This is a genomic window from Stenotrophomonas sp. SBJS02 (assembly GCF_020428325.2).
Taxonomy (GTDB): domain Bacteria; phylum Pseudomonadota; class Gammaproteobacteria; order Xanthomonadales; family Xanthomonadaceae; genus Stenotrophomonas; species Stenotrophomonas africana.
In genome coordinates this window covers 4,724,368-4,743,562 of the sequence record NZ_CP109812.1, presented here as the reverse complement: position 1 = coordinate 4,743,562, position 19,195 = coordinate 4,724,368, and the positions used below count along the sequence as shown (strand labels likewise).

At 67.1% G+C, this 19,195-nt stretch carries 14 protein-coding genes and 1 riboswitch; of the genes, 10 read left to right on the top strand and 4 right to left on the bottom strand.

The genetic code is table 11. The features are described 5' to 3' along the window. Positions 1-123 precede the first annotated feature (123 nt). Positions 124-2,271, top strand: coding sequence for a S46 family peptidase (locus FQS62_RS21850; RefSeq protein ID WP_208043119.1), 2,148 nt, complete (start codon positions 124-126; stop codon positions 2,269-2,271). A 135-nt stretch (positions 2,272-2,406) separates the two neighbouring features. Further along, the gene (locus FQS62_RS21845) at positions 2,407-5,853 is read left to right on the top strand and encodes a hybrid sensor histidine kinase/response regulator (RefSeq protein WP_208043120.1); all 3,447 of its coding nucleotides are present in this window, start codon (positions 2,407-2,409) and stop codon (positions 5,851-5,853) included. Between the two features lie 78 nt (positions 5,854-5,931). On the opposite strand, the gene FQS62_RS21840 is transcribed toward FQS62_RS21845, so the two are convergent. From FQS62_RS21840 to acs, 3 genes are all read right to left on the bottom strand, one after another. After that, positions 5,932-6,507, bottom strand: a complete 576-nt coding sequence (locus FQS62_RS21840) for a manganese efflux pump MntP (RefSeq protein WP_208043121.1) — start codon at positions 6,505-6,507, stop codon at positions 5,932-5,934. Between the two features lie 88 nt (positions 6,508-6,595). Beyond that, positions 6,596-6,685: riboswitch (yybP-ykoY riboswitch) on the bottom strand. A gap of 189 nt (positions 6,686-6,874) precedes the next feature. Then, positions 6,875-7,540 carry a response regulator transcription factor gene (locus FQS62_RS21835; protein ID WP_208043122.1) on the bottom strand — a complete coding sequence of 222 codons (666 nt, stop codon included), beginning with the start codon at positions 7,538-7,540 and terminating at the stop codon, positions 6,875-6,877. A gap of 121 nt (positions 7,541-7,661) precedes the next feature. Then, positions 7,662-9,605 (bottom strand): acetate--CoA ligase, encoded by a 1,944-nt coding sequence (gene acs, locus FQS62_RS21830; protein ID WP_088480335.1) that lies wholly within the window; start codon positions 9,603-9,605, stop codon positions 7,662-7,664. 245 nt (positions 9,606-9,850) lie between these two features. Here acs and FQS62_RS21825 point away from each other — a divergent pair, with 245 nt between their 5' ends. The 4 genes from FQS62_RS21825 (at position 9,851) to xth (ending at position 15,540) form a co-directional block, all read left to right on the top strand. Beyond that, positions 9,851-11,278, top strand: a complete 1,428-nt coding sequence (locus FQS62_RS21825; RefSeq protein WP_049443822.1) for a DcaP family trimeric outer membrane transporter — start codon at positions 9,851-9,853, stop codon at positions 11,276-11,278. 77 nt (positions 11,279-11,355) lie between these two features. Next, on the top strand, positions 11,356-13,017 hold the full coding sequence (locus FQS62_RS21820; protein WP_049443821.1) for an MFS transporter: 1,662 nt from the start codon (positions 11,356-11,358) through the stop codon (positions 13,015-13,017). A gap of 221 nt (positions 13,018-13,238) precedes the next feature. Beyond that, on the top strand, positions 13,239-14,639 hold the full coding sequence (locus tag FQS62_RS21815; protein ID WP_208043560.1) for a coniferyl aldehyde dehydrogenase: 1,401 nt from the start codon (positions 13,239-13,241) through the stop codon (positions 14,637-14,639). A gap of 118 nt (positions 14,640-14,757) precedes the next feature. Then, positions 14,758-15,540, top strand: a complete 783-nt coding sequence (gene xth, locus FQS62_RS21810) for an exodeoxyribonuclease III (RefSeq protein ID WP_099589332.1) — start codon at positions 14,758-14,760, stop codon at positions 15,538-15,540. Between the two features lie 133 nt (positions 15,541-15,673). Here the strand turns inward: xth and FQS62_RS21805 are convergent, their stop codons facing one another. Next, positions 15,674-15,925, bottom strand: a complete 252-nt coding sequence (locus tag FQS62_RS21805; protein ID WP_005411656.1) for a GlsB/YeaQ/YmgE family stress response membrane protein — start codon at positions 15,923-15,925, stop codon at positions 15,674-15,676. 84 nt (positions 15,926-16,009) lie between these two features. Between FQS62_RS21805 and FQS62_RS21800 the strand changes: the two genes are divergently transcribed. The 4 genes from FQS62_RS21800 (at position 16,010) to FQS62_RS21785 (ending at position 19,120) form a co-directional block, all read left to right on the top strand. Further along, positions 16,010-16,609 (top strand): 4'-phosphopantetheinyl transferase family protein, encoded by a 600-nt coding sequence (locus FQS62_RS21800; protein ID WP_099589331.1) that lies wholly within the window; start codon positions 16,010-16,012, stop codon positions 16,607-16,609. 39 nt (positions 16,610-16,648) lie between these two features. After that, positions 16,649-17,287, top strand: a complete 639-nt coding sequence (gene rsmG / locus FQS62_RS21795; RefSeq protein ID WP_208043561.1) for a 16S rRNA (guanine(527)-N(7))-methyltransferase RsmG — start codon at positions 16,649-16,651, stop codon at positions 17,285-17,287. Positions 17,288-17,399: 112 nt separating this feature from the next. Beyond that, complete coding sequence (locus FQS62_RS21790; protein WP_032128472.1) at positions 17,400-18,197, top strand: ParA family protein; 798 nt, start codon at positions 17,400-17,402, stop codon at positions 18,195-18,197. Further along, positions 18,197-19,120, top strand: coding sequence for a ParB/RepB/Spo0J family partition protein (locus tag FQS62_RS21785; RefSeq protein ID WP_049443811.1), 924 nt, complete (start codon positions 18,197-18,199; stop codon positions 19,118-19,120). Before FQS62_RS21790 ends, FQS62_RS21785 begins: the two co-directional genes overlap by 1 nt. Positions 19,121-19,195 lie beyond the last annotated feature (75 nt).

The window sequence follows — 19,195 nt, the reverse complement described above, 5'->3', positions numbered from 1 at the left end:
CGGGCAGAAGAGCAGCCGAGCGTGGGCTCGGCTCTACAGGTACGTGCCCCCAACCATCGGCCGTTGCCCCATCGGTCCCCAGCGGCTATGGTCCCGGGCTGTTCTGTCGTACCGGATTGCCTCATGTCGCCACGCAAAGCCCTTCCCACCGCCCTGGCCCTGGGCCTGACCCTGGCCGCCGGTGCCCACGCCGATGAAGGCATGTGGATGCCGACCCAGCTGCCGGACCTGGCCAAGCCGCTGCAGGCCGCTGGCTTCAAGGGCAATCCGGCCGACCTGGCCAATGTCACCGCGCCGCCGCTGAGCGCGGTGGTCCGTGCCGGTGGTGGCACCGGCTCGTTCGTGTCTGCCGACGGCCTGCTGCTGACCAACCACCACGTGGCGATGGGCGTGATCCAGTACAACAGCTCGCCCGAGCACGACCTGATCAATGGCGGCTTCATCGCCAGGGACCGTGCCGACGAGCGCCCGGCCAACCCGGACTTCCGCGTGCTGGTCACCGTCGGCTTCGACAAGGTGACCGACCAGGTGCTGGCACAGGCCCGTGGCAAGACCGGCCGTGCCTACTTCGATGCCGTCGATGCGGCCAGCAAGCAGATCGTGGCCGAGTGCGAGAAGGACGGCAGCGTGCGCTGCTCGGTGGCCAACATGTACTACGGCACCGACTTCTACCGCATCGCCCAGCTGGAGCTGAGCGACGTGCGCCTGGTGTATGCGCCGCCGCGTGCGATCGGCAACTACGGCGATGAGATCGACAACTTCATGTGGCCGCGCCACACCGGCGACTTCACTTTGCTGCGCGCCTACGTGGGCAAGGACGGCAAGCCGGCCGCCTACAGCAAGGACAACGTGCCCTACCAGGCGCCGGCACACCTGCAGATGTCGGTGGAAGGCCCGAAGGAGGGCGACTACGCGATGCTGGCCGGTTACCCGGGCATCACCTACCGCCACCGCACCGCGGCCGAGTTCGCCGGTCAGATCGATACCGTGCTGCCGCGCCGCGTGTCGGTGTTCCAGCAGATGATCGACACCATCGAGGCCGCCAGTGCCAAGGACGCGCAGGCGCGCACCCGCTACGCCTCGCAGCTGCAGTCGCTGAAGAACAACCGCAAGCGCGCCGCCGGTGAGCTGGAAGGCTTGCTGCGCAGCGACGCCAAGGCCCAGCGTGCCGCCGACGAAACGGCGATGCTGGCTGCCACCGACCGCAAGTACCAGGGCGATATCAAGGCGCTGCTGGCCAACCTGTCGCAGGGCGCGGCGGTGGGCGAGCGCGACCTGCTGCTGGACCAGATGGCCGCGCAGAGCCAGCTTCTGCGCTCGGCACTGCTGCTGGAACGCCTGCGTATCGAATCGGCCAAGCCGGACGCGCAGCGTGAGAGCGGTTTCCAGCAACGCGACCAGGCGATGATCGAAGGCGTGCTCAAGCAGGTCCAGCGCCGCTACGCGCCGGAGGTCGAGAAGGCGCTGCTGACCACCCTGCTGACCCGCTACCAGCAGCTGCCGGACGCGCAGCGCGTGGCCGAGTTCGACGCGGCCTTCGGCCGTACCCCGCAGCAGCTGGCCACGGCGCTGGATACCCTGTATGCCGGCACCCAGCTGGGTGACGAGGCGCAGCGCCTGTCGCGCTTCGCCGCCGCACGCGAAGGCAAGGCCCTGGCCGCCGATCCGCTGATCGCCGTGGCCGGCCCGCTGGTGGCCGCGCAGCTGCGCATCGAGAACGAGAGCAAGACCCGCGAAGGCGAGCAGCTGCGCCTGCGTCCGGCCTACATGCAGGCGCTGTTCGCCTGGCGTGCCAAGCAGGGCCGCGCGGTGTATCCGGATGCCAACCGCACCCTGCACATCAGCTACGGCAAGGTCGAGGCGCTGCACCCGCGTGACGGCGTGACCTACTCGCCGGTGACCACTGTGGCCGGTATCGTCGAGAAGAACACCAACGCCTATCCGTTCGATGCACCCAAGCCGTTGCTGGCAGCGATCGCCAAGGGTGACTTCGGCAGCACCGCCGATCCGGCACTGAAGACCCAGACGGTCAACTTCCTGACCAACCTGGATACCACCGGCGGCAACTCCGGCTCGCCGGTGCTCAACGCCAAGGGCGAACTGATCGGCCTGAACTTCGACAGCAACTGGGAGTCGGTCAGCGCCAGCTGGTGGTTCGACCCGCGCTACAAGCGCGCCGTCCACGTGGACATGCGCTACCTGCGCTGGCTGCTGGCCAAGGTCTACCCGGCGCCCGAGCTGCTGAAGGAAATGGGCGTGCCGGCCCAGTAAGACGCCGGCCACGACCCACGGTCGTGGCCCGCACCGCGTAGGCCCCCACCTTGGTGGGGGTGGTTGCCCCCAACGCGCCCGCACCCCCGGCCACGCCTGGCCTACACTGCGGGTTCTTCCGATGGAAACGCGCGCGTGGTCTCCAGCTGGATCCTGCTGCTGGTCTCGGTTGCCTATGCCGCGCTGCTGTTCGGCGTGGCGTGGTGGGGTGACCGTCGGCCGATGTATCCCGACCGGCCGTGGCTGCGGCCGGTGGTCTACAGCCTGGCGCTGGCCGTGTACTGCTCGTCGTGGACCTTCTACGGCGCGGTCGGCACCGCCGTGCGCAACGGCGTGGGCTACCTGCCCATCTACATCGGCCCGCTGCTGCTGCTGTTGTTCGGCTGGCGCATCATCGAGCGCCTGGCGCTGATCGCACGCAGCCAGAACGTAGTCTCCATCGCCGATTTCATCTCCTCGCGCTTCGGCCGCTCGCGGCGGCTGGCGGCGCTGGTGGCGATCATCGCGCTGATCGGCATCATTCCGTACCTGGCCCTGCAGTACAAAGCGGTGGCGATGAGCCTGCAGGTGTTGACCGGCAACACCGGCCCGACCGGCTTCTTCACTGATCCGGCGCTGTACGTGGCGCTGCTGATGGCGTTGTTCGCCACCCTGTTCGGTACCCGCCAGGTCGATGCCACCGAGCATCACCACGGCATGATGCTGGCGATCGCCTTCGAATCGGTGATCAAGTTGCTGGCGATGCTGGCCGTGGGCGTGTTCGCCTACCTGTGGCTGAGCAACCGCAGCGACGCGGTGGTCGAGTCGGTGCACACGCTGTTCACCGGCCTGCCGCCGGTGGGATTCATCTCGCAGACCCTGCTCAGTTTCCTCGCGATCATCTGCCTGCCGCGCCAGTTCCACGTGGCCGTGGTCGAATGCGGTGACGTGCGTGACGTGCGCCGCGCGCGCTGGATGTTCGGTGGCTACCTGGTGCTGATCTCGGGCATGGTGTTGCCGATCGCCACCGCCGGCGTGACGCTGTTCGGCACCGGTGGCAGCGTCGCCGACGATTCGATGGTGCTGGCCCTGCCGCTGGCCGAAGGCCGCAATGCGCTGGCGCTGATCGCCTACGTGGGCGGCTTTTCGGCGGCCACCGGCATGGTCATCGTGTCGTCCATCGCGCTGGCTACCATGGTCAGCAACGACCTGGTGATGCCGGTGCTGCTGCGTCGGAGCGGTGACCACCAGGAGGCCGCCGACGTCGCCTCGCGCGTGCTGTGGATCCGCCGCCTAGCGATCCTGCTGCTGGCGTTGATGGCCTACAGCTACTACCGCACCAGCAGCAACGACAGCACCCTGGCCTCGTACGGCCTGATGGCGTTCGCAGCGGTGGCGCAGTTCGCGCCCGGCCTGATCGGCGGCCTGTACTGGCGCGGTGCCAGCCGGCGTGGCGTCGAGGTGGGCATGCTGCTCGGCTTCGCCACCTGGCTGTACACCCTGCTGTTGCCGGCGATGACCATGGCCGGCTGGGTCGATGCCGGCTGGGTGCAGCACGGCCCGTTCGGCATTGAGTGGCTGCGCCCGCAGCAGCTGTTCGGCATGACCGGCTGGGATCCGCTGACCCATGGCACGTTCTGGTCACTGCTGGTCAATGCGGCGACGATGATGCTGGTGTCCGCGCGCTGGCGGCCCGGCGTCGACGAGCGACTGCGTGCCGCACCCTTCCTCGATCCGTATGCCGAACGACCGTCGGTGGCGGGTGGTTGGCCGGGTCACGTGCATGTGGGCGATCTGCTGGCGCTGGCTTCGCGCGTGGTCGGCGAGCGCCACGCGCGGCGTTCGTTCTTCGAGCAGGCACAGTCGCTGGGCCGTGAGCTGCAATCTTCGGCGCCTGCGGACCGCCCCTGGGTACAGTTCACCGAGCGCCTGTTGGCGGCCTCGATCGGCGCGGCCTCGGCGCGTCTGCTGCTGACCAGCCTGTTGCGTGGTTCGGGCATGGACCTGGGCGAAGTGGTGGCGGTGCTGGACGAAGCCGGGCAGGAACTGCGCTTCAACCGCGAGATCCTGTCGACCACGCTGGAGAACATCAGCGCCGGCGTCAGCGTGGTTGATCCGGACATGCGCCTGACCGCATGGAACCGCCGCTACCAGGACATGTTCGGCTACCCCGACGGCATGCTCTACGTGGGCCGCCCGGTGGCCGACCTGATCCGCTACAACGCCGAACGCGGCGAGCTGGGCGAAGGCGATATCGAGGTGCAGATCAACCGCCGCATCGGTTACATGCGCGCAGGGTCACCACATGTGTTCGAGCGCACCCGCAGCGATGGCAAGGTGATCGAGATGCGTGGCCAGGCGCTGCCCGGTGGCGGCTACGTAACCAGCTACAACGACATCACCGATTACAAGCACGCGGAAAAAGCACTGCTGGAGGCCAACGAGACGCTGGAACAGCGCGTGGCCGAGCGCTCGCATGAGGCTGAGGTCGCGCAGCAGTCGAAGACCCGTTTCCTGGCGGCGATCAGCCATGACGTGCTGCAGCCGCTGAACGCAGCGCGGCTGTTTGCTTCCGCGCTGCGCGACAGTGATCACGTGAGCGACGAGCAGAAGCATCTGGCCGAACGCGTGGATGCGTCGCTGCGTGCGGCCGAAGAACTGCTTGATGGCCTGCTGGACGTGTCGCGGCTGGATGCCGGTGGCCTGCACCCGGTGATCGGCGAGTTCGACGTGAGTGCGTTGATGCGCGAACTGGCCGCGCAGTACACCCCGGTCGCCGCCGGCCGTGGCCTGCGCCTGGACCTGTTCGCACGCCCGGCATGGGTGCGCAGTGACCGCCGCCTGCTGCGCCGCGTGCTGCAGAACTTCCTGGCCAACGCGCTGCGCTACACACGGCAGGGGCGCATCGTGCTGGCGGTACGCCAGCGCGGCGACGAAGTGGAGCTGCAGGTGTGGGATACCGGTCCCGGTATTCCCGAGCACCACATGCGGCAGATCTTCGACGAGTTCCACCGCTACCAGCAGCCCTTCGACTGGGGCGAGCAGGGCTTGGGCCTGGGCCTGTCGATCTGCCAGCGCATCTCGCGCCTGCTCGATCATCGCCTCAATGCGCGCAGCCGGGTCGGCAAAGGGTCGATGTTCTCGATCATCCTGCCGCGGGTGGCGCCGCTACCGGGCTACACCGAACTGGCCGCGCCGGTACAGTCCGTCGCCGCGCCGGTGCGGAGCGATTCGTTGGCGGGCCTGCGCGTGCTGTGCGTGGACAACGACGAAGAGATCCTTGATGGCATGCGCGCGCTGCTCGGCCGCTGGCAGGTGCAGGTGATTACGGCATCGACGGTGGATCAGGCGCTGGAGAAAGTGGCCGAGCGGCCGCAGGTGATGCTGGTGGACTACCACCTGCACGACCGCATGGACGGCCTGGATGCGTTGGTGGCGCTGCGTGAAGCCGCCGGTTACCCGCTGCCGGGTGCGTTGTTGACCGCCGATGGCCGCGATGAGCTGAAGCGGATGGCACGCGAGCGTGGCTACCGCGTGCTGACCAAGCCGATCAAACCGGCTTCGCTGCGCGCCTTCCTGGGCGCGTTGCGCGATGCCCAGTAGATCCACGCCATGCGTGGATGAAATGCCAGGTAGTGCCGGCCGCTGGCCGGCAACCACGCGATCGCTGGCTTCGATGCGTTACCCCACGCCGTGCAGGTGCTCGTACAGGATCGTCGCACCGATGATCACCAGGATCACGCCACCGATGATCTCGGCACGCTTGCCGACCATGTTGCCCAGCACGCGGCCGAGCATGATGCCGGCGGTGACCATGGTCAGCGTGCACAGGCCGATGACCGCGGCCATCACGCCGATATGCACGTCCATGAAGGCCAGGCCGATGCCCACCGCCATCGCGTCGATGCTGGTGGCGAAACCGGTCAACGCCAGCTTCCAGAAGCCGTGGTGCTGCGAGGGGTCTTCCTCTTCCTCGCCACTGTCCGGGCGCAGGCCGTTGTAGATCATGTGGATGCCCAGTGCGCCGAGCAGCCCGAAGGCGATCCAGTGGTCGAAGGCTTCGACGTACTGCAGCGCGGCGCGGCCGAGCAGCCAGCCGATGATGGGCGTGATCGCCTCGATGACGCCGAAGATGATGCCGGCCCGTAGTGCATCGCGGAACACCGGCTTGCGCATGGCCGCACCCTTGCCAATCGCCGCAGCGAAGGCATCGGTGGACATGGCAAAGCCGATCAGGAGGATCGAAATGGGGGACATGGGCAGCTGCTGAGGTCGGGCTAGGACGGACGCACGGCCTGCGCTCGCGCCCAACCTGACGTTGCGCGCGCGGGCCGCTGGTCTCGCCAACCATCATGGTTGTCCACGCCACGGCGCACCGGCCGAGTATGTTGACGTGGACGATTCCTGCGAAGGAATCCGGCTACTCCCCAAGGGGACGCGAAGCTTAGCATCGCGATTCGCGCGTGGCGCATTTCCAGCGAAACGCGCAGGCAGGGCTGGTTTGTATAGCGATGGCTATAACAGGGCGAAGCAAAGGCGTGCCAAGCAAGCTTGGCACCTACCGAAGCGGTTTCGGGTGATTTGGGAGCTGAAGGCGATTGCCGGCCAGCGGCCGGCACTACCGTCAATCTTCTTCCGGCGGCAGCACGATGGCGTCGTTGTCGATCGCCAGCTTGCCCGCCATCAGCACGGCCTGGGTACGGTTGGTCACGCCCAGCTTGCGCAGGATGGCGGTGACGTGGGCCTTGATCGTTGCTTCGGAGACGTTGAGGTCGTAGGCGATCTGCTTGTTCAAGCGACCTGCGCCCAGCATCTGCAGTACGCGGAACTGCTGCGGGGTCAGCTCGCGCAGGCGCTGGCCGACTTCGCGCTCTTCGCTGCCGGTGGGCGGCACGTTGTGCGCTTCCGGCGGTGCCCAGGTCTCGCCATCGAGGATGGTGCCCAGTGCATGACCGATGGTGTCCGAATCCGCAGACTTCGGAATGAAGCCCAGCGCGCCGTGGTCGAGCGCGCGGCGCATCACCGTCGCCTCTTCGCGCGCGGACACCACCACCACCGGCAGGTGCGGATGCAGCGAGCGCATGTGCACCAGCGCGTTGAAACCCTGCGCACCGGGCATGTTGAGGTCCATCAGGACCAGGTCGGCGTCGTTGTGCTGGTCGGCCAGCGCGTACAGCGCTTCCACGCTGTCGGCCTCGAACAGCTGCACGCCGGGGATGACCCGCTGCACGGCCCCACGCAGGGCTTCGCGGAACAGCGGGTGGTCATCGGCAATCAGGAGGGTGGTCATGGGTCGAGCTTATCGATCAGGAAAAAGAGCGACGTGATGGCAGGTGCAGGACGGGTCGGACACGGCCGGGTCCCTCCTCCCGGCCACGTCCCTGGCGCGTCCTGCGCCTGCAGTCACGCCATCAGCGCACCTTGCGCTCGTCCACCAGCGACGCCACCACCGACGGATCGGCCAGGGTCGAGGTGTCGCCAAGCTGGTCCGGCGCGTTCTCGGCGATCTTGCGCAGGATGCGGCGCATGATCTTGCCCGAGCGGGTCTTCGGCAGGCCCGGTGCCCACTGCAGGTGGTCGGGCGTGGCGATCGGGCCGATCTCCTTGCGCACCCAGGCGACCAGTTCCTTCTGCAGTTCGTCGTTGGGGGTCTCTTCGGCCACCAGGGTGACGTAGGCGTAGATGCCCTGGCCCTTCACGTCGTGCGGGAAGCCGACCACAGCCGCTTCGGCCACCTTCGGGTGCGAGACCAGCGCGCTTTCCACTTCGGCGGTGCCGATGCGGTGGCCGGACACGTTGATCACATCGTCGACGCGGCCGGTGATCCAGTAGTAGCCGTCTTCGTCGCGGCGGCAACCGTCGCCGGTGAAGTAGCTGCCCGGGTAGGTGCGGAAATAGGTATCGATGAAGCGCTGGTGGTCGCCGTACACCGTGCGCATCTGGCCCGGCCAGGAATCACGGATGATCAGGTTGCCCTCGGTCGGGCCGTCCTGGATCTCGCCATCGGCATTGACCAGCGCCGGCTGCACGCCGAAGAAGGGCAGGGTGGCCGACCCCGGCTTGAGGTCCATCGCGCCGGCCAGCGGCGAGATGAGGATACCGCCGGTCTCGGTCTGCCACCAGGTATCGACGATCGGGCAGCGGCTGTCGCCGACCACCTCGTAGTACCAGCGCCAGGCTTCCGGATTGATCGGCTCGCCGACGCTGCCGAGCAGGCGCAGCGTCGCGCGCGAGGTCTTCTTCACCGGCTCCTCGCCTTCGCGCATCAATGCGCGGATGGCGGTCGGGGCGGTGTAGAAGATCGTCACCTTGTGCTTGTCGATGACGTTCCAGAAACGCGAGGTGTCCGGGTAGTTCGGTACGCCTTCGAACATCAGCGAGGTCGCGCCGTTGGCCAGCGGCCCGTACACGATGTAGCTGTGGCCGGTGACCCAGCCGACGTCGGCGGTGCACCAGTAGATGTCGTCCTCGCGCAGGTCGAACACCGCTTCATGGGTGTAGGCCGCGTACAGCAGGTAACCGCCGGTGGTGTGCAGCACGCCCTTCGGCTTGCCGGTGGAACCGGAGGTGTAGAGGATGAACAGCGGGTCTTCCGCGTTCATGCGTTCCGGCTCGCAGGTGGACGGCTGGCTGTCCACCACATCGTGGAACCAGCGGTCGCGCGGGGCCTGCATGTCCACCGCGCCGCCGGTGTGGCGCACCACCAGCACGGTTTCCACCGTGTTCGTGCCCGGCAGTTTCAGCGCGGCATCGACGTTGGCCTTCAGCGGAATCTTTCGACCACCACGCAGGCCCTCGTCGGCGGTGATGATCAGCTTGCTCTGGCAGTCGCTGACGCGGTCGGCGATCGAGTTCGGTGCGAAGCCACCGAACACCACCGAGTGGATCGCACCGATGCGCGCGCAGGCCAGCATGGCCACCGCGGCGTCGACGATCATCGGCAGGTAGATGGTGACGCGGTCGCCCTTCTTGACCCCGAGGTTGCGCAGCGCGTTGCCGAGGCGGCAGGTGCGCTCGTACAGCTCGCGATAGGTCACGTGCTGGGCCGGTGCATCCGGGCCGTCCGGCTCGAACAGCAGGGCGGTCTTGTCGCCGCGCGTTTCCAGCTGGCGGTCCAGGCAGTTCACGCTGGCATTGAGCTCGCCATCTTCGAACCACTTGATGTGGAAGTCGGACAGGTCGTAGCTGACGTTCTTGATCTTGGTCGGCTTGCGCATCCATTGCAGGCGCTCGGCGGCCTTGCCCCAGAAACCATCCGGGTCGGTCACCGACGCCTGGTACTGCTGTTCGTACGACGTCTTGTCGATGCGTGCCTTGGCGGCGAACTGCGGATCGACGGGGTAGATATCAGCCATGGCACCCTCACTTGCACGTTGACTTTGTATGTGCGGTCGCAGCATCGCAACGACCGATCCCCCTCAGTTTGCCCCATCCACCCCCGGCCGCGTCACCACCTTGGTTAGACCATGGTCGAAAGTGAGCGTCCTGCAGGGCCGGGTTCGACCAATGGCCAATAGCCGCTGTGCGTGAACGCCCCGCAGTCTCGGCTCGACCGTGCCCCACGCGCGGCATCACCTTGCCACTTGGGAGAGAGGGCAACATGAGCCACCGTACGTTGAAAGCCGTGCGCACACCTTTGGCGGCCTGCCTGTTGGTCGCCCTGGTCGCACCGGGCATGGCGTTCGCAGAGACCGCCAAAGAGAAAGCGCTGGAAGCACGCGTTGCCGAACTGGAACGCCAGGTCCAGCTGCTGCTGTCCTCGCAGCAACAACAACAGACCCAGATCAGCCAGACCCAGCAGGCGGTGACCGAAGTCCGTACGGTGCAGGCCGAGCAGAAGCCGGTCGCCTCTGTGCCGGCAGGCAAGCAGCCGATCCAGGTCACCACCATCACCCCGGGCGCGGCGCCGGGCACCACGGTCAAGATCGGTGGCTTCATCAAGGCCGACTTCCTGGCCACCCAGACCAGCGATGGCCAGCTGGCCGACGACGCCACCGGCCGCTCGCTGTACCTGCCGGGCCAGACCCCGGTGGAAGGCGCTGGCGGCAGCGGCAAGCGTTCGGGCACCGATTTCAACGCCCACGCCAAGTTCTCGCGCTTCAACCTGGGCATCGACAACGTGAGCGAATCGGGCAACAAGGCCGGTGCGTTCTTCGAGATGGACTTCTTCGGCAACTCGCTGGGCAACCAGACCGCCACCAATACCTACGGTGTGACCCTGCGCCACGCCTACATGTACTGGAACAACTGGATGGCCGGACAGACCTGGTCCAACTTCATGGATGCGGCGTCGCTGCCGGAAGCGGTCGACTTCGTCGGCCCCACCGATGGCGTGATCTTCGTGCGACAGGCCCAGGTGCGCTACACCCAGGGCGGCTTCAGCGTCGCACTGGAAAACCCGGAAACCACCACCCTCACCGGAACCCGCAATCCGGTCACCGGGGCCTGGACCAACGCCAGTGCCAACTCCGACCGTGGCAGCCTGCCCGACCTGACCCTGCGCTATGGCTGGAAGGGCAACTGGGGCACCTTCGGTGTCGGCGGCATCGTCCGTCAGCTGAAGGTCGACAACCAAGCCACCGGCGCCAAGGCCGACAAGGTGGCTGGCGGCCTGACACTGGGCGGCAAGTGGGTGATGGGTGACAGCGATTCGCTGCACTACCAGCTGACCGGCGGCGAAGGCATCGCCCGCTACATCGGCCTGGGCATCACTGCCGACAGCGCCTACGACGTGGCCCGCGACGAGCTCAACCCGACCGGCGTGCTTGCTGGCTACGTGGGCTGGCGGCATGCGTTCTCGCCGAAGCTGCGCACCAACCTGATCTACGCGCGCAGCGACTACGACAACGACAGCATCCTCGGCCCGCTGGTGACCAAGAGCGTGCAGAGCATCCGCGGCAACATCTTCTACTCGCCGCTGCCCAAGGTCGATATCGGTGCCGAGCTGATGTACGGCCGTCGCGAAGTGGAGAACGGCAACAAGGGTGACATCACCCGATTGCAGTTCACTACGAAGTACAGCTTCTAAGCGCGTGCCGGCCAACAGCCGGCACCTACCGAATTGAGTGCCGACCAAGGTCGGCACCTACAGAGGGAAAACGTCCCATGTCCAGTACACCCAGCACCGCACACAAAGCGGGCACCCTGACCCAGGGCCACAAGAAGGTCATCTTCGCCTCGAGCCTCGGTACGGTCTTCGAGTGGTATGACTTCTTCCTGTACGGCTCGCTAGCCGCCATCATCGCCAAGCAGTTCTTCAGCGGTGTCAATGAAACCACGGGCATGATCTTCGCCCTGCTGGCGTTCGCCGCCGGCTTCTTCGTGCGTCCGTTCGGCGCGGCCTTCTTCGGCAGCCTCGGCGACCGCATCGGCCGCAAGTACACCTTCCTGGTCACCATCCTGATCATGGGCATCTCGACCTTCCTGGTCGGCGTACTGCCCAACTACGCTTCAATCGGTTTCGCCGCGCCGGTGATCCTGATCATCCTGCGCCTGGCCCAGGGCCTGGCGATGGGCGGTGAGTACGGCGGTGCCGCCACCTACGTGGCCGAGCATGCGCCGGACGACAAGCGTGGCCTGTACACCAGCTTCATCCAGTGCACCGCCACGCTCGGCCTGTTCATGTCGCTGCTGATCATCCTGGCCTGCCGCTACTTCCTCGGCAATGAAGCCTTCGAAGCCTGGGGCTGGCGCATTCCGTTCCTGGTCTCGATCCTGCTGCTGGGCGTGTCCGTGTGGATCCGCCTGCAGCTGAGCGAATCGCCGTTGTTCCAGCAGATGAAGTCCGAGGGCAAGGGCTCCAAGACGCCGTTCCGTGACAGCCTGAAGGGCGGCAACCTGAAGCTGATGCTGCTGGTCCTGCTCGGCGCTGCAGCCGGCCAGGCCGTGGTCTGGTACGGCGGCCAGTTCTACGCGTTGTTCTTCCTCAGCAGCATGCTGAAGGTCGATGCCACCACCTCCTACCTGCTGATCGCGGCGGCGCTGGCGCTGGGCGTGCCGTTCTTCATCTTCTTCGGCTGGCTGTCCGACCGTATCGGCCGCAAGAAGATCATCCTGGCTGGCTGCCTGCTGGCGGCTGTTACCTACATCCCGATCTTCAAGGGCCTGACCCACTTCGCCAACCCGGCCATCGAAGAAGCCCGCAGCAGCTCGCCGGCCCTGGTCGTGGCCGATCCGAACACCTGCTCGTTCCAGTTCGATCCGGTGGGCCTGCGCAAGTTCACCAGCTCCTGTGACGTGGCCACCGCCGCGCTGACCAAGGCCGGTGTGCCGTACGACGTGCAGCCCGCCGCCGCCGGTTCGCTGGCGATGGTGAACGTGGGCAGCGCCAGCGTCACCTCGTATGAGGCCGCCGGCCTGACCAAGGAAGAAGGCAAGGCCAAGGCCGATGCGTTCGGTGCGGAACTGAAGACCGCCCTGACCACTGCCGGGTATCCGGCCAAGGCTGATGGCGCCCGCATCAACATCGCCGGCACCATCTTCATGCTGTGGCTGCTGGTGCTGTACGTGACCATGGTCTACGGCCCGATCGCCGCTTACCTGGTCGAACTGTTCCCGACCCGCATCCGCTACACCTCGATGTCGCTGCCGTACCACATCGGCAACGGCTGGTTCGGTGGCTTCCTGCCGGCGATCTCGTTCGCGCTGGTGGCCGGTACCGGCAACCTCTACTACGGCCTGTGGTACCCCATCATCATCGCGCTGATGTCGGTGGTGATCGGCGGCCTGTTCCTGCGCGAAACCAAGGACGTGGATATCACCAAGTAAGAATGATATTCATCGGATGAAGGAGAGGCCGTGGTGCAGACCACGGCCTTTTCGTTTCCCTGTAGCGCCGAGCCATGCTCGGCGACCGCGCAAAGCGCGGCACAAAATTCCGCAGACGCGAACAGACAGCACTCAATGCCGTAATCGCGGTTGACAGGCATCCGAAGCCACAGCCCGTATCTGACCCCATCGAGACGTGCAGCACCCCGTATAGTCGGCCCATGACCACCACCGCCCCAGCCGACATCCTGCACACCCTGCGTAGCGCCTGGCAGTCGCAGCGCCCCACGCTCGACCAGCGCGAAGCCGACCTGCGCCGCCTGCGTGAAGCGCTGAAGCCGCGTCTGGACGAGATGGCCCAGGCCATCGCCGAAGACTTCGGCCACCGTGCCCACGTCGAATCGAAACTGGCCGATGGCATGAGCGTGCTGTCGGCCATCGACCACCTGCGCCGCCATCTGCGACGCTGGTCGAAGCCGCAGCGGGTCGGTGCCGGTTGGCGACTGTGGCCGGCGCATGCGCAGCTGCGGCCGACGCCGCTGGGCGTGGTCGGGGTGATCTCACCCTGGAACTACCCGGTCACGCTGGCATTGGTGCCGCTGGCCACCGCCATCGCCGCCGGCAACCACGTGCTGCTGAAGCCTTCGGAGCACACGCCGCGCACCAGCGCGTTCCTGGCCGATCTGCTGGACAGTGTGTTCCCGCCCGATCGGGTGGCGGTGGTGCAGGGTGGGGCGGACGTGGCCGCAGCGGTGTCCTCGCTGCCGCTGGACCATCTGCTGTTCACCGGCTCGACGGCGGTTGGCCGCAAGGTGATGGCCGCCGCGGCTGAGCATCTGGTACCGGTCACACTGGAGCTGGGCGGCAAGTCGCCGGCGATTGTCTGCCGCGATTTCCCGCTGGACAAAGCCGCCGCGCGGCTGGCCACCGGCAAGTGGTTCAACGCGGGCCAGACCTGCATCGCGCCGGATTATGTGCTGATCGATACCATTCGCCAGCGCGAATTCGTGCAGGCGCTGCAGCAGCAGGTACGCGAGCGCTACGGCGATTTCAGCAGCGCCGACGACTACACGCGCATCATCAACGAAGGCCAGTACCGGCGCCTGCAGGGCTATCTGACGCAGGCGCGCGAACGCGGCGTGCCGGTGATTCCGCTGGCGCAGGTGGATGAGGCGCGCGCCGACCGCGAGCGCCTGCTGGTGCCGACCGTGGTGCTGGACCCGCCGGACGACCTGGACCTGATGCGCGAGGAGATCTTCGGGCCGATCCTGCCGGTGCGGGCCTACCCGGACCTGGAGGCGGCGCTGGCCGACGTGCTGTCCCGCGACCGGCCGCTGGCGCTGTATCCCTTCAGCCACGACACGGCGACGGTGGAGCGCATCCTCGGCCAGGTGGTGGCCGGCGGGGTGACGGTGAACGACACGCTGCTGCACTTCGCCGCCGATGGCCTGCCGTTTGGTGGGGTGGGGGCCAGCGGCATGGGCGCGTACCACGGCCGGGCCGGGTTCGATGCAATGAGCAAGCGGCTGCCGGTGCTGTGGCAGTCGCGCTGGGCCGCCAGCGACCGGCTGCGTCCGCCGTACTCGAAGATTGCGGGGTTGTTGAAGCTGCTGGTGCGGTGATCGGGTTCCGGTAGGTGCCAACCTTGGTTGGCACAGGGTGATTGCCGGCGCCAACCAAGGTTGGCGTCTACCGGGGTATAAGGGCGCCCATCAAGGCCCACCCGGGTAGAATGCCCGCATGAAGATCGCCTCGTGGAACGTCAATTCGCTCAATGTCCGTCTGCCGCACCTGGAGCAGTGGCTCAAGGAGTTCGGCCCGGACATCGTCGGTATCCAGGAAACCAAGCTGGAGGACCACAAGTTCCCCGATTCGGCGCTGATCGCCGCGGGTTACCGCAGCGTGTTCGCCGGCCAGAAGACCTACAACGGCGTGGCGCTGCTGTCGCGTGAGCCTGCGCAGGACGTGCAGATCGGCATTCCCGGCTTCGAGGACGAACAGAAGCGTGTCATCGCCGGTACCTTCGGCGACCTGCGTGTGATCAACCTGTACGTGGTCAACGGCCAGGACATCGGCACCGACAAGTACGAATACAAGCTGCGCTGGCTGGAAGCGGTGCATGCCTGGATCGCCGAAGAACTGCAGCGGCACCCGAAGCTGATCGTGATGGGTGACTTCAACATCGCCCCGGACGCGCGCGATGTGCACGACCCGGAGGTCTGGAACGACAACCACATCCTGACCTCCACCGCCGAGCGTGGCGCATTGAACAAGCTGTCGCAGCTGGGGCTGCACGATGGCTTCCGCCTGCATAACGACGAGGCGGGCACCTTCAGCTGGTGGGATTACCGTGCGGCGGGCTTCCGCCGCAACCTGGGCCTGCGCATCGACCTGACCCTGGTCTCCGACGCGCTGAAGGGCAGTGCGGTGGCCTCGGGCATCGACCGCGAGCCGCGCACCTGGGAACGCCCGAGCGACCATGCGCCGGCGTGGGTGGAAGTAGAGTCGAGCTTGCTCGACTGATCTCCCATGCAGTCGAGCAAGCTCGACTGATCTCCCATGCAGTCGAGCAAGCTCGACTCTACAGAACGGGGCCCGACAATTGCCGGGCCCGTTCTGGAACATCTGCCGGCCCGTGGCCGGCACTACCCTCAGATCACCGTATGCTCTTGCGGGTGAACAGGTTAACGATCGCCAGCAGGATCACCGCACCGATCAGCGAGAACAGGAACGTGCGGATGGTGATCGCTTCGTTGATGCCGCCGCCGAACAGCCAGCCGGAAATCAGCGCGCCGACGATGCCCACCACGATGTTGAGGATGATGCCCTGCTGGGCATCGCGCTTCATGATGATGCTGGCCAGCCAGCCTACGATGCCGCCGACGATCAGCCAGATGATGATGCCCATGATCGAACCTCCGGTGGGGAACTGTGACCAGTTGACGCGCATGGCCGTGAACCCGTCGTGCAATTGCGTGACGGGCGCGTGCGGATGAGCCTGCCAGCCACCCTCGATGGCCCGTGGCGCTTCGGTCCGGTGACTGTCTGGCGCTGCCCGCACGTGCCGGGCCACCGCGGTGAACCGCAGGCGCGGCAGGTACTGGCACAGGCATTGGGCGCCGACCCGGAGACGCTGCCGCTGGTCCGCGACGACAAGGGTCGGCCGGAACTGAGCGGCGCGCTGGCCCATTACGGCACCGGCTGGAGCCACAGCGGCGAGGTGCTGCTGGTGGCGCTGGGCGAAGGCGTGCGGCTGGGCGTGGACCTGGAGCTGCTGCGGCCGCGGCCGCGCCTGCTGGAGATCGTGCAGCGCTTCTTCCATGCCGAGGAGGTGGCCTGGCTGCAGAGCCTGGATGAGGCCGGGCGCGAGCACTGGTTCTTCCGCGTGTGGTGCGTCAAGGAAGCCATCCTTAAGGCGCACGGGCAGGGCATCTCGTTCGGCCTGCACCGGCTGCAGCTGGCGCCGGGGGCCGATGGTGCCCTGCATCTGCGCTGGTGCGACCCGGAACTGGGCGAGGCCGCGCGGTGGCACCTGCACGAATGGCAGGCCACCGGCCAGTTCCGTGCGGCGTTGGCCTGGTATCCGCACTGAAGCGGGGAATCAGCGCGCAAAACCGGCGATAATGTCGGCATGAGCGAACACCCACTTCCCGCCAGCGTGGCTGCCACGCTGGAACAGGGCCTGGCCAGCATGGGCCTGGACGCCGCGCTGGCGCCGCCGCTGCTGCGCTACCTGGCCCTGCTGCACCGCTGGAACGGCACCTACAACCTCACCGCCATCCGCGACCCGCAGGAGATGGTCACCCGTCACCTGCTCGACTCGCTGGCGATGCAGCCGTTCGTGGCCGATGGCAGCCTGGCCGACCTCGGCACCGGCCCCGGGCTGCCCGGCATCCCGCTGGCGATCGCCTGCCAGGGCCTGCAGGTCACCCTGGTCGAGAGCAACGGCAAGAAGGCGCGCTTCATGCGCGAGGCCGTGCGCCAGCTGGGTCTGGACAATGCCCGCGTGGCCGAATCGCGCGCCGAGGCGCTGGACGAGGCCGGCCGCTACGACCAGCTGACCGCGCGCGCGATGGACACCCTGGCCGGCATCGTCCGCGTTGGTGGCCACCTGCTGCGCCCCGGCGGCGTACTGCTGGCCATGAAGGGCGTCTACCCGCATGAGGAGATCGCGGACCTGCCGGCTGGCTGGCAGGTGCGTGAGGTGACCCCGTTGAGCGTGCCCGGCCTGGCCGGCGAACGCCACCTGGTCACTGTTACAGGCCCCTGATTCCCGCCGCCAGCCCCTTGTGGAACAACGGGTTGGCGATCCACGATTTCCGCAAGGGGCCGGTTGTACGCATAATGACCGGTCCCAGCACACGTCGACGAGGCACACCCGCATGGCCCGCATCATCGCCATCGCCAACCAGAAGGGTGGCGTCGGCAAGACCACGACCGCCGTCAACCTGGCCGCTTCCCTGGCCAACGCACCCAAGCGTGTGCTGTTGGTCGACCTGGATTCGCAGGGCAACGCGACCATGGGCAGTGGCGTGGACAAGCGTGAGCTGGTCTCCTCCACCTACGATCTGCTGCTGGGCGAGTCCAGCGCCGCCGATGTGCGCGTGCAGACCGCCGAAGGCTACGACCTGCTGCCCGGCAACATCGACCTGACCGCCGCCGAGATCCAGCTGATGGCGCAGAGCGAGCGCGAGCAACGGCTGAAGCGTGCGCTGGCACCGATCCGCGATGAGTACGACTACATCCTGATCGACTGCCCGCCGGCGCTGTCGCTGCTGACGCTCAATGCGCTGGCCGCCGCCGATTCGGTGATCGTGCCGATGCAGTGCGAGTACTACGCGCTGGAAGGCCTGAGCGCGCTGGTGGAAACCATCGAAGCGCTACGCGCCAACCTCAACCCGGCGCTGGAGATCGAAGGCGTGCTGCGCACCATGTTCGACGTGCGCAACAACCTGGCCAACGCGGTCTCGGCCGAGCTCACCGAGCACTTCGGCGACCGGGTGTTCCGCACCATCGTGCCGCGCAACGTGCGCCTGGCCGAGGCGCCCAGCCATGGCCAGAGCATCGTCGGCTACGACCGCGCCTCGCGCGGTGGCGTGGCCTACCTGGGCCTGGCCGGCGAGATCATCCGCCGCAACAACGAACGCAACAAGGCCGCCAAGGCCGTGGAGACTGTCTGATGACCAGCAGCAAGCCGGCAGCCAAGAAGCGAGGCCTCGGCCGTGGCCTGGATGCGCTGCTGGGTCCCAAGGGGGCGGTCAGCCAGGTGCAGGCCACCACCGCGGTGATCGAGCCGCTGCCGGGTGAAGTGCTGCGCAAGCTGGCCGTGGGTCAGCTGCAGCCGGGCAAGTACCAGCCGCGCCGTGAAATGGACGAGGGCAAGCTGTCCGAGCTGGCCGACTCGATCAAGTCGCAGGGCGTGATCCAGCCGATCCTGGTGCGCCAGCTGCCGGCGGGCAACTACGAAATCGTCGCCGGTGAACGGCGCTGGCGCGCATCGCAGCTGGCCGGCCTGGACGAAGTGCCGGTGGTTGTGCGCGAGCTGGAAGACCGCACCGTCATCGCGATGGCGCTGATCGAGAACATCCAGCGCGAAGACCTCAACCCGCTGGAAGAAGCCGAGGCGCTGCAGCGCCTGATCAGCGAGTTCACCCTGACCCATGCCGAGGCCGCCGAGGCCGTGGGCCGCTCGCGCGCGGCGGTGTCCAACCTGCTGCGCCTGCTGGAGCTGCCGGTGGCGATCCGCCTGCTGCTGGAAACCCGCCGCCTGGAAATGGGCCACGCCCGCGCGCTGCTGACCCTGGCCCCCGAGCTGGCCGGCAAGCTGGCCCAGGAAGCAGCCGATGAAGGCTGGTCGGTGCGCGAGGTCGAGCGCCGTGCGCAGGCCTTCGCGGCCGGCAAGGTGCCGAGCAACCGCCCGGCGGCCACGCCGAAGGTGCAGCAGGCCGACATCGCCTCGCTGGAGACCGAGCTGTCCGAAGCGCTGGGTGCCAAGGTGGCGATCAGCCACGGCCGGGGCGGCAAGGGCAAGCTGATCATCCACTACACCGATCTGGATACCCTGGACGGCGTGCTGGAAAAACTGCGCACGCGCCAGGGCTGAGCCCGGCGCAGCGCCAGGGGATGCGGCCTGTTCCTGCCGCGTCCTGTAGATGACAGGGAACGCACCGCCGCGCGC

Excerpts from the sequence above, each read along its gene's own strand:
- FQS62_RS21850 (WP_208043119.1), top strand. The coding sequence starts at position 124 with ATGTCGCCACGCAAAGCCCTTCCCACCGCCCTGGCCCTGGGCCTGACC.
- FQS62_RS21840 (WP_208043121.1), bottom strand. The coding sequence starts at position 6,507 with ATGTCCCCCATTTCGATCCTCCTGATCGGCTTTGCCATGTCCACCGAT.
- FQS62_RS21835 (WP_208043122.1), bottom strand. The coding sequence starts at position 7,540 with ATGACCACCCTCCTGATTGCCGATGACCACCCGCTGTTCCGCGAAGCC.
- acs (WP_088480335.1), bottom strand. The coding sequence starts at position 9,605 with ATGGCTGATATCTACCCCGTCGATCCGCAGTTCGCCGCCAAGGCACGC.
- FQS62_RS21825 (WP_049443822.1), top strand. The coding sequence starts at position 9,851 with ATGAGCCACCGTACGTTGAAAGCCGTGCGCACACCTTTGGCGGCCTGC.
- FQS62_RS21820 (WP_049443821.1), top strand. The coding sequence starts at position 11,356 with ATGTCCAGTACACCCAGCACCGCACACAAAGCGGGCACCCTGACCCAG.
- FQS62_RS21815 (WP_208043560.1), top strand. The coding sequence starts at position 13,239 with ATGACCACCACCGCCCCAGCCGACATCCTGCACACCCTGCGTAGCGCC.
- xth (WP_099589332.1), top strand. The coding sequence starts at position 14,758 with ATGAAGATCGCCTCGTGGAACGTCAATTCGCTCAATGTCCGTCTGCCG.
- FQS62_RS21805 (WP_005411656.1), bottom strand. The coding sequence starts at position 15,925 with ATGGGCATCATCATCTGGCTGATCGTCGGCGGCATCGTAGGCTGGCTG.
- FQS62_RS21800 (WP_099589331.1), top strand. The coding sequence starts at position 16,010 with ATGAGCCTGCCAGCCACCCTCGATGGCCCGTGGCGCTTCGGTCCGGTG.
- rsmG (WP_208043561.1), top strand. The coding sequence starts at position 16,649 with ATGAGCGAACACCCACTTCCCGCCAGCGTGGCTGCCACGCTGGAACAG.
- FQS62_RS21790 (WP_032128472.1), top strand. The coding sequence starts at position 17,400 with ATGGCCCGCATCATCGCCATCGCCAACCAGAAGGGTGGCGTCGGCAAG.
- FQS62_RS21785 (WP_049443811.1), top strand. The coding sequence starts at position 18,197 with ATGACCAGCAGCAAGCCGGCAGCCAAGAAGCGAGGCCTCGGCCGTGGC.